Source organism: uncultured Rothia sp. (genome assembly GCF_963507905.1).
Lineage (GTDB): Bacteria > Actinomycetota > Actinomycetes > Actinomycetales > Micrococcaceae > Rothia.
The window spans coordinates 24,602-39,143 of sequence record NZ_CAUOUU010000002.1; the positions used below are offsets into that span (position 1 = coordinate 24,602).

The window sequence follows — 14,542 nt, forward strand, 5'->3', positions numbered from 1 at the left end:
AGATTCGCGCTACTGAATCGGCGACAATAGAACAATAGACAGAACAGCGCCCGCGCACCCGCTGTGAAGAACCCGCTACTGGGAGAACCCTCCTGCCGAGAGAGCCCGCCAGCGCAGTTTCACCCGCGAGGTTCTATCGGTGCAGTTCTGCCGCCATATTGAAATCCGTAAGCACATTCCCGGCACTCCGCCGGCAAAGGAGAACCATGACCATCCTGAGCATCCGCACCGTAGGCGACCCGGTGCTGCGCAGCGTCTGCGACCCCATCACCGTCTTCGACGACGACCTGGCACGACTCATCGACGACATGCTAGAAACCATGTACGACGTGGGCGGCGTGGGCCTTGCCGGCCCGCAGATTGGCATCTCCAAGCAGATTTTCACCTTCGGCGGCATTGACGACCGCGAAGGCTACATCATCAACCCCGTGCTCGAAGTCGGCGAAGAAGACCAGGAAGGCGGCGAAGGCTGCCTGTCCGTGCCCGGTCAGAAGTCTGCGACCCCGCGCAAGAACTGGGCGCGCGTGACCGGCGTGGACCGCCACGGCGAACCCCTCGTGCTGGAGGGTGAGGGCCTGTTCGCGCGCATGCTGCAGCACGAGACCGACCACCTGCACGGCAAGCTGTTCATCGACCGCCTCGTGGGTGAAGACCGCCAGCGCGTGATGCGCGCCCTGCGCGCCGCAGACTACAACACTGTCGCCGCGAAGACCGTGACCGAGCGTGCAACCCGCGTGGGCGGTGCTTTCGGCGGCGGTGGCGCGTTCGGTGCCGGTTCTGCTGGTTCCTCCTTCGGTAGCTTCGGAAAGTAGGCTCACATGCTCAACATCATTTACGCAGGCACCCCCGACGTCGCTGTGCCCCCGCTCGACTACCTGGCGAACTCCGATAAGGTGCGCGTGGTCGGCGTGCTCACCCGCGAAGACGCCCCCGTGGGCCGCAAGCGCGTGCTCACTCCCTCCCCGGTCGCGCAGCGCGCCGAGGAGCTCGGCCTGCCCATCGTGAAGGCAAACCGCTGGAACGACGAAGCCGCCGCATCCATCGCTGAGCTGAACGCTGACGCAGCCGCCGTGGTCGCCTACGGTGCCCTGCTGCCGCTGCCCGCGCTCGAATCCCTGCGCTACGGCTGGGTCAACCTGCACTTCTCCAAGCTGCCCGCATGGCGCGGCGCCGCCCCCGTGCAGCGCGCCCTCATCGCCGGTGAGCAAGAAATTTTCTCCACCACCTTCCTGCTCGAAGAAGGCCTGGACACCGGCCCCACCTTCGAACAGGAATCCACCCCCGTAGCCGCCGACGACACCGCAGGCACCGTGCTGATGCGCCTCGCAACCAGCGGCGGCGCACTGCTTGAACGCACCTTCGAACGCCTCGAAGCGGGCGAGAACGGCACCGTGCAGGTCGAGGACGACTCTGTTAGCTACGCCTCCAAGATGAGCATTGCCGACGGCCGCCTCACCTGGACCGAACCCGCCGAGCAGATCCTGGCACGTTTCCGCGGCGTGACCCCCGAACCCGGCGCATGGTGCGAACTGGGCGAAAACCGCTTCAAGATTGGTGGTCTGGCGGTTGCCGATGAGCGCCTGGTGCAGTCCCTGACCGAGGCGAACGGCGGCCCCCTCGCACCCGGTGCGGTGCGTCTGCACGCGAAGAAGGTACTGGTCGGCACCGGTACCAAACCCCTGATGCTGCTGCAGGTTCAGCCTGCCGGTAAGAAAATGATGGATGCGCCCGCGTGGGCTCGCGGCGCTGGCAAGGACATGGCGGAAGGCCTGGTGGTACTCGCATGAGCAACGAAAAGCGCCCTTACAAGGGAGGACACGGCAAGCCCGGTCACTCCGGTAACGCTGGCAACGGCAAGTTCGGCCAGGGTAGCGGTCAGGGTAAGTTCAATCAGGGCGGCGGTCAGGGTGAGGGCGGTGCGAAGCGTAAGCGTCGCCGCCGCTCCGGCGCTGGCAGCGGCTCTGGTGTGAGCGAGCAGAACCGCCAGCAGTCCCAGAGCTCCCAGCGTACTCAGAACCAGCGCTCCCAGAATCAAAGCTCGCAGGGCCGCCCGCAGAAGTGGGACAACAACTCCCGCAGCGAATCCCGCACCGGCCGCCGCTTTGACGGCCTGACCAGCGTCGAACGCGCCGCACGCCGCGCCAAGACCGAGCACGACGACACCAAACGCGGTGGCGGCGGCACCTCCCAGCGCAATAAGAGCGGCCACGAACGCAACCGCCGCTCCATGTCCGCCCGCGAATTCTCCGCGGCGGCACCCTCCGCACGCTCGCGTACCGCAGACACCGCACGCGCAACCGTCTTCGACGTATTGCGCTCCGTTGCCGAATCTGACGCTTACGCGAACCTCGTGCTGCCCAAGGCGATTCGTAGCCACCGCCTCGACCACCGCGACGCAGGCTTCGCAACCGAACTGACCTACGGCACGCTACGCCACCAGGGCACCTACGACGCAATCCTCAGCCGCTGCGTAGACCGCCCCATCGAGAAGGTCGGCACCACCACCCTTATCGTGCTACGCATGGGCGTGCACCAGCTGCTGAACATGCGCGTTCCCGCCCACGCGGCACTGAACCAGAGCGTGTCCCTGGCACGCGAAAAGATCGGCGCGGGCCCGGCAAGCTTCATCAACGCGGTGCTGCGCCGCGTCTCCGAGCGCACCCCCGAAGAATGGTACGAACTCATCATCGAGAACGCGAAGGACGACACCGAGCGCATGGCGCTGCTCGCCTCGCACCCCGGCTGGATTGTGCGTTCCATGCGTCAGGCACTCGTCGCGCACGGCCGCCCCGCCTCCGAAATTGAGCAGCTGCTCGAAGCGGACAACCTCGCCCCCGTGGTGAACCTGGTTGCGCTGCCCGGCCTGGGTAGCCTCGAGGAGGCACGCGAACAGGGCGCCGTCGACGGCGAGCTGGTTGAAGGTTCGGCGCTGTACGCCTCCGGCGACTTGGCGCGCCTGGAATCCGTACGTGAAGGCACCGTCCGTGCGCAGGATGCCGGTTCCCAGCTGGTCGCACGCGCGCTCGCCGCCGCACCTCTGGACGGCACCGACACCGCCTGGCTCGACCTGTGCGCAGGCCCCGGCGGTAAGGCGGCGCTCCTCGGCGCACTCGGTATTCAGCGCGGCGCATCCCTGGTCGCCAACGAGGCGGCACCGCACCGCGCGCAGCTCGTGGAATCCTCCATGCGCCCCCTGCCCGAGGACAGCTACACGGTACTCACCGGCGACGGCCGCCAGATCCGCGAAACCCTGCGCAAGAACGCCTCCAGCCTGCCCGGTTCCATTGAGCCCGGTCAGCTTTTTGACCGCGTCATGGTGGATGTGCCCTGCTCCGGTCTGGGTGCCCTGCGCCGCCGCCCCGAGGCGCGTTGGCGCAAGTCCCCGCGCGATATTGCCGAGCTGCTGCCCCTGCAGCGTCAGCTCCTGGATGCGGCCATTGAGGCGACCCGCCCCGGCGGCGTCATCGCCTACGTGACCTGCTCCCCGCATGCGGCAGAAACCCAGAACATTGTTGCAGAGGTGCTCGAAAGCGGCGCGGTCAGCCTGCTCGACTCCGCCGCCGCACTGCGCGAAGTCGCCCGGCACACCGAAGGCGCGAACGGCGAACCCGTGAGCGTGCTGGCGGGGGAGAAGGACCCCGGCCACACCCCCGAAATCAAGGTCAAGAAGGGCGCGCCGGTCGTGAAGGCTTCGGAGAACCCGACCACCGCGCAGCTGTGGCCGCACGTGCACGGAACCGACGCCATGTTCCTCGCCCTGCTGCGTAAGAACTAGCCGCTTCACCGTCTAGCATCATCCGCCATACGGCACGGATTTGAAAGGAACCCCATGGGTATTGCCATTAACCCGTCGATTCTCTCGGCGGATTTCGCGAACCTGCAGCGCGAGCTGGAGCGCATTTCCACCGCAGACGCCGCGCATATTGACGTGATGGACAACCACTTCGTCCCCAACCTCACCTGGGGCCCGCCCGTGGTCAAGCGTCTGCGTGAAATCTCGCCGGTGCCGTTCGATGTACACCTGATGATTGAGGACGCTGACCGCTGGGCACCCGAATATGCCAGCATGGGCTGCGAATCGGTGACCTTCCACGCGGAGGCGGCTATCGCCCCCATCAAGCTGGCGCGCACTCTGCGTGCTGAGGGCGCGAAGGCGGGTATGGCGCTGCGCCCGGCAACCGCCGTGGAACCCTACCTGGACATGCTCAGCGAACTGGACATGCTGCTAATCATGACCGTGGAACCCGGCTTCGGCGGCCAGGCGTTCCTGGACGTGATCCTGCCGAAGATTGCCCGCGCCGCCAAGGCGATTGAGGGGGCGAACCTGCCGGTGACCGTGCAGGTGGACGGCGGCATCACCGAAGAGACCATCCTGCGTGCCGCGGAGGCGGGCGCAACCTGCTTCGTTGCCGGTAGCTCGGTCTACGGTGTGGACGAGGCGCTCGGCGGCCCGGAGGCGGCAATCGCCTCCCTGCGTGCAGCGGCCGCATCGGTCAAGCGTTCCGGCACCGGTTGCGGTTGCGGCTGCTAGCGGTGCACGCCGGTAACGGCGCTTGCTTGTAACGGTGCCCCGCATCTATGACACCCCCGCGTCTATAAAACCTCAACGCCCCGTTGTGAAGAACGTCCCGTTGTGAAGACTGCGCCCCGTCGCGGCTCTTCGCGGCGGGGTGTTTTGCGTGCCATGCTTTCTCAACCGCCGTAGATTTATAGCAAGGTAACAGCAGGGGAGAGACACCTGTTTAAGCGACATAGTGTCAGCAAGACTATGACAAAGCGTGAAATACGTTACCCCGCGCAATTCCGCGGCAAAACCGGGCATCCTGACGGTCTGAGAAAACAAACAGAACGCGTCTTGATGTAACACTCAGATATCTGTAAGGTTAGGTATAGTTTAGTCACATCTAGGGGGAACTATGTCTTTCAACCGAACCGAGCTGACCGACACCGAAAACCAGGGCGCACCGGGCGTTAACCGCCGCGCCTTCTTCGGCCTGGCGCTCGCCTCATCGGCCGCTCTCGCCCTCGCGGCATGCAGCAGCGAGACCACCACGACCACCACTTCCGGCGGTTCCACCTCCGGCGGTAACAGCGGCACCCGCACCATCAAGGATATTGACGACGAGAATGTAGAAGTTCCCGCCAACCCGCAGAAGGTTATCGTCCTCTCCGAACCCACCCTCGACGGCCTGCTCGCCCTCGGCGTGACCCCTGTCGGTTCCGTCTCCGGTCGCGGCCAGTCCGGCGTGCCCAACTACCTCGCCGACCGCGCCAAGGGCGTGCAGATCATCGGTACCGTCGCCCAGGTCAACTACGAGCAGATTGGCAACCTTGATCCCGACCTGATCCTCGTCGACTCCACCGGCGTGGACAAGCGCTCCGACGCCTACGAAACCCTCAAGAAGATCGCCCCCGTGGTCTACTGCGGCTACGCGGGTGGCGACTGGCGCATCAACTTCCGCAACGTTGCCAACGCCATGAACATGGTCGACAAGGGCGAAGAGGTTATCAAGGCATACGAGTCAAGCGCCGCAGCGCTGAAGGAGCAGCTCGCCCCCAAGTACGGCGACAAGACCTTCTCCATCGTCCGCTGGGCAGGCAACGGCCCCGCCCTGATTCTTAAGGAACTGCCCGCCGGCCAGGTACTCAACGACCTGGGCCTCAAGCGCCCCGAGGCACAGGACCGCAACGGCCAGGGCCACTCCGAGCCCGTCTCCCTGGAGAACCTGGCAAGCATCGATGCGGATTACATGTTCCTGGGCACCCTCGGCGGCGCAAGCCAGCAGAACCCGAACGCGCAGGGCTCCGCAGGCCTGCAGGGCGCCGAAGAAGCACTGAACAAGGCGAAGGAAACCTCCGGCTTCACCAACCTGAAGGCAGTCAAGGACGACCACGTGATTCTCGTGGACGGCTCCAAGTGGACCTCCACCGGCGGCCCGCTGCTGCTCGAAGGCATTGTTGAAGACGTCAAGAAGGCGCTTCCGCTCTAAACGCCGTGTTCTAAACACCCCGTGAAGCAATCACCCGCTGAAGCTTCCTGAACCCCCTTCCCGCCGCACCCTAGACCCGCGGCGGGAAGGGGATGCACGACCCACCACACCATCCTCAAGGACCACAATGACCGAAACTCGACCCGCACGCACCGCAGCCCGCTACGGTGCCGTCGTGGCTCTCGCTGGCGCGCTCATCACCCCCGGAGCCGCTCTGACCGGCACCACCATCGCCTACGCGGACACCCCCGCAGCCACCCAACAGGCGGATAAGGCTACCGTCACCATCTCCACCGAGAAGTGGCGCGAAGGCAAGCTCGTGCTACGCGGCACCGGCTTCACCAGCACCGCTCCCGGTCGCGGCGCTGTGTTCGCGGTGAAGTTCCTCGACGCCCTGCCGGATGAGGCTCACCAGGCACGTAACCCGCTCACCAATGAGGGCGGCAACTCGCCCGCAAACTTCATGGCAACCGCCAATGAAGATGGCACCTTCGAGGTTGAGGTGTCCCTACCGACCCCCGAAAATACCGGTCTGACCGCTGAGCATCTGAAGAGCAAGGGTTGGACCGTGGAGGGTACCAGCCACCGTATCCAGGTGCTTTCCGGTTCCCTGGGCGGTGTGGATGCGGACGGTAACACCTACGACCGTCGTGTGTCTGTGTCGCAGAACGTGACTCTGCGTGATCAGGCTCCGAGCCCCGCACCCACCGCAGAGCCCAGTGCAACTGCAGAGCCCACCGCGGAACCGAGCGCTACCGCTGAGCCTTCTGCAACCTCAGAGCCCAGTGCGACTGCTGCGCCCACCGCGGAACCGAGCGCTACTGCTGAGCCCACCCCCGATCCGAGCGCAACCGCAGACCCTACCCCCGCACCCAGCGAAGACTCGAAAACCTGCGCCCCCGCTGACGACTCCTTCACCCCGCGCCTGACCATCGAGAACCCCAAGGCGGTTCAGGGCGGCAAGCTGCACCTGACCGGTGACGGCTGGTGCAACCCCGAAGACAAGAAGGCATCCGTTATCGGTCTGAAGATTGACGACGGCAAGGTATCCCGTAACGACGCCACCGCGGTCAACGATAACCGCACCATCTGGGCTGTCATCACCCCCGATGAAAACGGCCACATCGACGCCTGGATTGACCTGCCCACCCGCGATAACGCAGCTTTCAAGAATGACGAAGACGCGGCAAAGTACGCCTCCGGTGAGCACACCCTGCGCCTGCTGACCGGTAGCCTGCGTGAGGGCGACCGATCCGGAACCTACGGCGGCGCCAACAGCCAGGGCGGCATCAACACCACCTTCACCATCGGTGAGTACGCCCCCGGTGACGCACCCGAGCCGGTCAACGCCTCCGAACTGACCGCTGGTAATGGCGTGCAGGTGAGCCGTGACGGCTCCACCGTGACCGTGACCGTGCCGAACGCTGAACCGGGCACCTGGGTGTACGCCGCAACCTACCTCGGTAACTCCCCGCAGACCCTCTACGGCTCCGGCTGGAAGCGTCTGGATGGCAACCGCAGCTTCAGCTACGAAACCAGCGTGAGCATGCCCGCCGCAACCTACCGCGTGGTTGTGCACAACGGCAACCAGGGCGCTGAAAATGCGGTGCTCGGTTTTGCTGACATGACCGTGGAACGTGCTGTTACCCCTCGTCAGGACGTTTCCCACGATGAGCAGGACGCCACCGACCAGCTGGTCGAAGAGTTGAACGAAAACCCCGCAACCGCAACCTCCACGGCACCTGTGCCCATGCGTAACGCGGGCGGCCGCATCAGCACCCGCGCCACCGACGTGGATGCATCCCTCGCCGCGCTCTCGCAGAGCACCGCTCCGGTCGTGAACCGCGTGCAGGCTAAGGCGAAGGTTCAGAGCGCGCAGAAGACCCTGGCATCTAACCTGCAGAAGACCGAAGCTAACGCAAAGAAGGCTGTGAAGGCCGCCGCCGGTTCGAAGAACTCGCAGAACGCACAGGGCTCGCAGAACTCTCAGAACTCCGCCGCTGGCACCAAGGCACAGGGCCCGACCATTGAGGGTACTGAGCTGACCGGTCTGACCAAGTGGCTGGTCAACAACGCCAATAACCTGCTGCTCTCGGCGGCTGGCCTGGTGGTTTTGGCCGCGGCTCTGCTGCTGCGCACCTCCAAGAAGTAAGCTCTCTGACCACATATTCACATCGGCACCGGTCCACGCTCCACACTCTTGACTCCGCACCCTTGAACAGGGGCGTGGACCGGATGCCCCCAACCACTCGGGTCGCAACCTACTGAACTGCACTGATCTACTGAACTGCACTAACACGAACCCGGTAGCGTTCAGCTTCGACCCCGGTAATTTTGAAAGGACCACCATGCGTGCACCTTTTTCGGGAGCCCCGAAGGCATCCCTGACCTCTAAGGCGCTGACCGCCTGCGCTGCCGCAACCCTGGCGCTGGGCTTGGGTGTTGGCACCGCATCCGCTCTGCCTCCGGGCGGTGCAAAGGCATCGACCCCCGGCACCTCTTCGACCGTTTCCTCTTCTGTGAACGAGCACGGCGTGATTTCCTTTAGCGTGAGCGGCTTCCCCGCGAACACTGTGGTGTCCGTGAAGGTGGACGACGGTAACCTGTGCCCCTCCGATGCTGCACAGGGCGCTTGCGTGGTGCACCAGCAGAAGACCGATGGCAACGGTAACGTCTCCGGTTCCTTCGTTCTGCCGGATGTTGGCGCTGGCACCCACACTCTGCGTTTCCTTGCAACTGGTGAGAAGCGTGATAAGGACGGCAAGTACCTGGGTACCGAGGCGTACAGCAACCGCAGCCCCGAGTTCACCGTGGTGGGTGAGGGCGGTTCGGATAATTCCTCCTCGAACTCTTCGGGTTCTTCCTCGAACCGCGGCTCTTCCAGCTCGAAGAGCAACGGTGGTTCCTCGAATGGCGGCTCGAACTCTAACAACTCAGACTCTGCAGACGAGGCTCAGGGCTCTAACGATTCCAACGAGTCCTCCTCCAATGGTGGCTCGAATGGTTCTGCAGGTGGCGCGGCTGAGGCTGAGACCGTGTACACCGACGCTGACGGCAACACCATCACCAAGGAGGAGTACGACCGCCTGAACGCGGAAGCTGACTCTTCCGATACCTCCGCCTCCTCCGGTTCTTCCGCCGCTCCCGCTGCTTCGGCTTCTGCAAATGCCCAGAAGAAGGCGACCGCTTCGGCGAGCGCGTCCTCTTCGGGTGTTGCGCGCGGTACTGCGTCGAGCCCGAGCGCTTCGGCTTCGGCTAACACCGCATCCACCGTTCAGACCGTGACCTACGGTGCTGCATTCCCGTGGGTTGGCGTGGTGGTTCTGGGCGTAAGCATTGTGGGTGCCGCTGCGCTGCTGCTGACCCGTAAGCGCTAAGACTTAACGTCGGATGCGGGTGGGGGAATACCCGCCCGCTCCGGCGTTTCTCTCATTATCTACCGGTGTGCCGGGTGCCCCTCGCGTGGTGTGGGTGCGCCGGGTGCGCCTCCCCGTTTTCTTGTATCGAACATAAGGAGCATAGTGGCCCGCACGAGCTCATTGTCCCGAGATGTTCAGCAGGAGAGTACGTCCCGTCAGGGTTCTGTGATTCAGGGGCAGAAGTTGGGTAAGCGCCTGGCTTTTCTGTTCTTGTTTGCGGTGCTTTTGGTGGGGGCTGTGGCTGCTTCTTTGCTGTTCGGGTCGAATAATCTTCCGCCGGATCAGGTTCTGGCTGTTTTCAATGGCACTGCTTCTGAGCAGGCGCAGACGATTGTGATGGAGCAGCGCATTCCGCGTACCCTGGTGGGTCTTGCGGCGGGTGCCGCGTTGGCGGTTGCTGGTTCTCTGATGCAGTCGTTGACTCGTAACCCGCTGGCTGAGCCTGGCCTGATGGGTGTGAACGCTGGTGCTGCGGTGGCTGTGATTGGCTCCGTGGTGGTTTTTGGCGTGATGGGTATTTGGCAGTACATGGTTGCTGCGACGATTGGTGGCGCGTTGGCTGCGGTGCTGGTGTACACGCTGGGTCGTGGCCGTGACGGGTCGATTGTGAAGCTCGCTCTGGCGGGTGTGGCGATTTCTGCGGCGCTGTCGGCGATTGCGCAGGGCCTGATTTTGGCTGATCAGGATGCGTATAACGAGTTCCGTGTGTGGGTTGCCGGTTCGCTGGAGGGCCGCGGTATGGATATCGCTTCGACGGTGGGTCCGGTGATTGTGCTGGGTATGCTGGTGGCGTTCTTTGTGGCTCCTGCGATTAATGCTCTGAGTATGGGCGAGGAGGCGGCGACCAGCCTCGGCGTGAGTGTGCGTACGACCCAGAATCTGACGTTGCTGGCGGTGACGGTGCTTGCCGGTGCGGCGACTGCTGCGGTGGGTCCGATTGGTTTTGTGGGTTTGGCGGTGCCGTTTGTGGTGCGTGCTTTGCTCGGTAATGATGTGCGCTGGGTGAATTATGGTTCGGCGTTGTTGGGTCCGGTGTGGCTGCTGTGTGCTGACGTGTTGGCGCGTGTGCTGGTGGCTCCGCAGGAGACTCAGGTGGGTATTGTGGCGACTCTTGCCGGTGCCCCGGTGTTCTTGTTCTTGATGACTCGTCGTAAGGTGGAGGCTCTCTAATGTCGAATTCTTCCGCTGTTTCGACGGCGCCTGCCACCAGCTTCGCTAATCGTTCTGCGCGTCGTAGCGGCCGCGATTTGGGCGGCCGCCCGGTGTTGACTGTGCGCGGTCCGCTGAGTGCTCAGGTGCCGTGGCGTGTGCTGATTTTGAATGTGGCGTTGGTAGCGCTGATTGCGGCACTGGCGTTTTGGGGCATGTTGCAGGGTGATTATAAGCTCGCCCCGGAGAAGGTCATTCCGGCGTTGATGGGTGAGGGTAAGCAGATTGCTGTGACTTTCGCTCAGCAGCGTGCGGCGCGTATTGTGGCGGCGCTTCTGGTGGGTGCGGCACTTGGTCTGTCGGGTGCGATTTTCCAGGTGATTTCGGGTAATGCCCTGGGTTCGCCGGATATTATCGGTTTCACGAATGGTGCCGCGACCGGTGCGCTGTTACAGATTATTGTCTTCAATTCCGGCCCCGTTGAGGTTGCTCTGGGCGCTGTGATTGGTGGCTTGGCGACTTCGGTGCTGGTGTGGTTGTTGACGCGCCGTACGGGCCTGCATGGCTTCCGCCTGGTGCTGGTCGGTATTGGTGTGGGTTCGACCCTGGCGGCGTTCAATGCGCTGCTGGTGGTGCGTGCTTCGCTGACTCAGGCGCAGACCGCGGCGTCTTGGCTTGCCGGTTCGCTCAATGACATCACGTGGGAGCGCACCTACGCGCTGATGGGTCTGCTGCTCGTGGTGACTCCGCTGCTGCTGATGCTGGTCCGCCCGCTGGGCGCGATTCGTTTTGGTGACCAGGTGGCATCCGGTTTGGGTGTGAGCGTGAATGCGTACCGTGTGGCGGCTCTGTTTATCGGTGTGCTTCTGGTTTCGCTGGCGACCGCGACGACCGGCCCGATTGCCTTTGTTGCTTTGGCGGCACCGCACATCGCGAAGACCCTGTCTCGTAGTGGCGGGGTGGGTTTCACCTCCGCGGCACTTATGGGTGCGCTTATGGTGCTCGGCTCTGACCTGATTGGCCGATTCGCTGTTCCCGGACGCATCATTCAGGTGGGTGTGGTGACCGGCGCGATTGGCGGCCTGTACCTGATTTACCTGATTTACCTCGAAAGGAAGAAGAGCTAGTGAACGCTAGTGTGACGACCCGCCTTGAAGGCGAGAACATGGTGGTTGCCTACGGTGAGCATACGGTGCTCAACGGGGTAGATTTTCAGGTGCCGGAGGGGGAGCTGACCGTTATCTTGGGCCCGAACGCCTGCGGTAAGTCGACCACCCTGAAGGCTCTTGCCCGCGTGAACCCGCTCAAGAAGGGCGAGGTTCGCCTGGACGGCACCCCACTGCCGCAGATGAAGTCCCGCGCTATCGCCAAGATCCTGGCGATGCTGCCGCAGACCCCGGAGGCGCCTAGCGGCGTGACCGTGGCGGATGTGGTGGCGCGCGGCCGCTACCCGCACCAGTCGCTGCTGCGTTCCTGGTCTGATGAGGACGAGCGCGCCTGTGTGGAGGCGATGCAGGCGGCGAACGTGCTGGAGCTTGCTGAGCGTCCCATTGAGGCGCTTTCGGGTGGTCAGCGTCAGCGTGTGTGGATTGCCATGACCCTGGCGCAGCAGACCCCGCTGATCCTGCTCGATGAGCCGACCACCTACCTGGACATCACGCACCAGATTGAAGTGCTGAACCTGACGAAGAAGTTGCATTCCGAAGGTCGGACTGTAGCCGTGGTTTTGCATGACCTGAACCTTGCTTTCAGGTATGCTACTCATGTTGTGTTAATGAAGCAGGGACGGATTATCGCTCAGGGCGATCCGCGTGCGATAATTACACCGGAACTTATTCAGGAAGTTTTTGACCTGCAATCGGTCATTATTCCTGATCCATGCACTGGTACCCCTTTGGTTATTCCGAAGGAGAACCAAACAATTCATATTGCCGCTGACGCTATTTCGGCGGCCCGCGAAAGCGAATAGTTTTCGCCCCTAAGCCGCGTGGGAGTTAGCACCAACCGTCTCAGTACGGGTGGAAAAGCTCGGCATTGCGCCAAGCAGCGAACGCTAGGATCTGAGGGACCCAGGATCCCCTGCGCGTAGGGCGCCTACCCGGTGCTCGCCCGTCTTTGACGCATGAACGGATCCGAGCACTGGGTAGGTTCCATTTTGGGAACCCGTAGATGAGGCACCGAGACTGCCGCATGAGACTTTGAAAGTTGCGACTTGAGAGGTTTGATGCACGGTCTCGGTGCCTCATCTCATTTAACTGCCCGGTTTGTGGTGGCCACTGTTTGCGATCTACAGTTGGGGCCTGTATTTGAACTTCGCGCTTGCTGTCATGAATGTCATGTTGTGGTTCTTTCGCTTTTCCCTTTGGCTGGAGTTTGGGTAAGGGATACCATAGAGTGAGGTAGTAGAGGCTAACTAACGATAATGCGCCTCCTCACCGATTCTCACCGATTGAGTGTTTCCACAGACCAAGGAGGAACCGTTGGGCGAGCACGAACCCACCGCGACCGTTCCCGCGCAGAGTATTTCTGCCCAGAGTATTTCTGCCCAGAACACTTCTGAACAGGCTACTTCGGTGCAGCCGCGTACCGTTGCGCCGACCGTGCGCCCGGCCCCTCCCAAGATCCCGCGCCCCGTACCGGCACCGCGCGTGGACAGCCCCCTTATCAGCGCCCTCATTGCCGAGGCAGTCAGCCCCGAAGAGCTGAACGCCCGCATCCTTGAGGTCGTCTCCGAAGGCACCCCCATTATCGAGCCGGTGCACCGCGAAGACGGCAGCATCAGTGAGAACGAGCGAATCGTCACCTTCCTGTACCACAACGAGCAGGCGGAGCAGGTGCTCATGTTCATCAACCGCCTGACCGATGAGAAGAACCTCGACCGTTCCCTCATGGCCCGCATCGAGGGCACTGGCTGGTGGCAGCTGAGCATGCAGATGGAAACCACCTGGCGTGCCTCCTACAACTTCTTGCCGGCGCTGCCCGGCGAGCGCCCCGCTTGGCTGGGTGATGACGACCAGGTGCGCCTGCGCGCCGCCCTGGATTCCGGCGAGGGTGACCCGCTGAACCCCGAGACCGTGTGCAACCGTATTGGTCGTTGTATGGGTGTGGTGCAGCTTGAGCATGCGCCGGTGCAGGAGTTCATCCTGACTCAGGAAGAGATTGATGCGCTGCCCGCCCCCGAGTGGATGCAGACCTCTGACGGTCACCAGTATGTGCTCGGCCGTGTGGGTGACCCCGCCCCGGACGCGCCGCTGTTCATCCAGTTCGACGGTGAGATGTGGTTCAGCCAGGGTATGGAGCACACCCTCAACCGCGCCCACGAGGCGGGCCGTATTCCGGCGATGCACGTGTTCTTCCTGCACTCTGGCGGTCGCGAGAACCGCTGGAAGGAGCTGAACGGCGACAACCCGATTGCCGACTACCTGGTAGAGATCGCGTTCCCGCACCTGGAGGCAGTGCACTGCATTAAGACCGCGCCGCAGAACATTGTGATTAACGGTCAGTCGCTGGGCGGGCTGTCCTCCCTGCTGGCGGTGCTGAGCCGCCCGGAGGCGTTTGGCGGCGCGATTGCGCAGTCTTCGTCGCTCTGGCAGCCGCAGGTCATGGACCGCCTGGACGAGCTGGAGGCGGCGGGTGAGATTGACCGCCTGCGCCACCTGTACCTTGAGATTGAGGTGGGGGAGCAGGAGTGGGTTCTGGTACCGCCTCACCGCGAGCTGAAGGAGCGCCTGGAAAAGCTGGGCCTGAAGAATGCGCGTTGCACGGCCTTCAACGGCGGTCACGATTATGCGTGCTGGCGCGGTGCGATTGTGCCGGCGTTGGAACGTATTATTGCTGCCCGCCGGGAGGCTGAGCGCGCTGAGCGGAGCTTAGCTGAGGAGTAGCGAGAGATCGCCTAGGGATCCTGCACGGGTAGAGCACACCCCGCATGGTGGGCGTGCGCGGTTCCCGTTAGGGTAAACACCGCCGCGCCCGTATCCTAGA

General features: G+C 63.2%; 11 protein-coding genes. All 11 read left to right on the forward strand.

Annotated elements, in window-relative coordinates:
• The first annotated feature begins 206 nt into the window (after window positions 1-206).
• The 11 genes from def to RQ593_RS01695 all read left to right on the forward strand — a co-directional run bounded on the left by def (window position 207) and on the right by RQ593_RS01695 (window position 14,442).
• On the forward strand, window positions 207-812 hold the full coding sequence (gene def / locus RQ593_RS01645) for a peptide deformylase (RefSeq protein ID WP_200962920.1): 606 nt from the start codon (window positions 207-209) through the stop codon (window positions 810-812).
• Window positions 813-818: 6 nt separating this feature from the next.
• Complete coding sequence (fmt, locus tag RQ593_RS01650; RefSeq protein WP_102033668.1) at window positions 819-1,787, forward strand: methionyl-tRNA formyltransferase; 969 nt, start codon at window positions 819-821, stop codon at window positions 1,785-1,787.
• On the forward strand, window positions 1,784-3,775 hold the full coding sequence (locus tag RQ593_RS01655) for a transcription antitermination factor NusB (RefSeq protein WP_311449635.1): 1,992 nt from the start codon (window positions 1,784-1,786) through the stop codon (window positions 3,773-3,775). The genes fmt and RQ593_RS01655 overlap by 4 nt, the downstream gene beginning before the upstream one ends.
• A 54-nt stretch (window positions 3,776-3,829) precedes the next feature.
• Window positions 3,830-4,531 (forward strand): ribulose-phosphate 3-epimerase, encoded by a 702-nt coding sequence (gene rpe / locus RQ593_RS01660; protein ID WP_311449636.1) that lies wholly within the window; start codon window positions 3,830-3,832, stop codon window positions 4,529-4,531.
• Between the two features lie 385 nt (window positions 4,532-4,916).
• Window positions 4,917-5,990 carry an iron-siderophore ABC transporter substrate-binding protein gene (locus RQ593_RS01665; RefSeq protein ID WP_311449637.1) on the forward strand — a complete coding sequence of 358 codons (1,074 nt, stop codon included), beginning with the start codon at window positions 4,917-4,919 and terminating at the stop codon, window positions 5,988-5,990.
• A 127-nt stretch (window positions 5,991-6,117) separates the two neighbouring features.
• Window positions 6,118-8,142 (forward strand): peptidase, encoded by a 2,025-nt coding sequence (locus tag RQ593_RS01670; protein WP_311449638.1) that lies wholly within the window; start codon window positions 6,118-6,120, stop codon window positions 8,140-8,142.
• A 196-nt stretch (window positions 8,143-8,338) separates the two neighbouring features.
• Window positions 8,339-9,367: a plasmid partitioning protein gene (locus tag RQ593_RS01675; RefSeq protein WP_311449639.1), complete on the forward strand. Its 1,029-nt coding sequence runs from the start codon at window positions 8,339-8,341 to the stop codon at window positions 9,365-9,367.
• 144 nt (window positions 9,368-9,511) lie between these two features.
• On the forward strand, window positions 9,512-10,579 hold the full coding sequence (locus RQ593_RS01680) for an iron ABC transporter permease (RefSeq protein ID WP_005505569.1): 1,068 nt from the start codon (window positions 9,512-9,514) through the stop codon (window positions 10,577-10,579).
• Window positions 10,579-11,685 carry an iron chelate uptake ABC transporter family permease subunit gene (locus RQ593_RS01685; protein ID WP_311449640.1) on the forward strand — a complete coding sequence of 369 codons (1,107 nt, stop codon included), beginning with the start codon at window positions 10,579-10,581 and terminating at the stop codon, window positions 11,683-11,685. The genes RQ593_RS01680 and RQ593_RS01685 overlap by 1 nt, the downstream gene beginning before the upstream one ends.
• Complete coding sequence (locus RQ593_RS01690) at window positions 11,685-12,527, forward strand: ABC transporter ATP-binding protein (RefSeq protein ID WP_005505573.1); 843 nt, start codon at window positions 11,685-11,687, stop codon at window positions 12,525-12,527. The genes RQ593_RS01685 and RQ593_RS01690 overlap by 1 nt, the downstream gene beginning before the upstream one ends.
• Window positions 12,528-13,038: 511 nt before the next feature.
• Window positions 13,039-14,442 (forward strand): enterochelin esterase domain-containing protein, encoded by a 1,404-nt coding sequence (locus RQ593_RS01695; RefSeq protein ID WP_311449641.1) that lies wholly within the window; start codon window positions 13,039-13,041, stop codon window positions 14,440-14,442.
• Window positions 14,443-14,542: the final 100 nt, after the last annotated feature.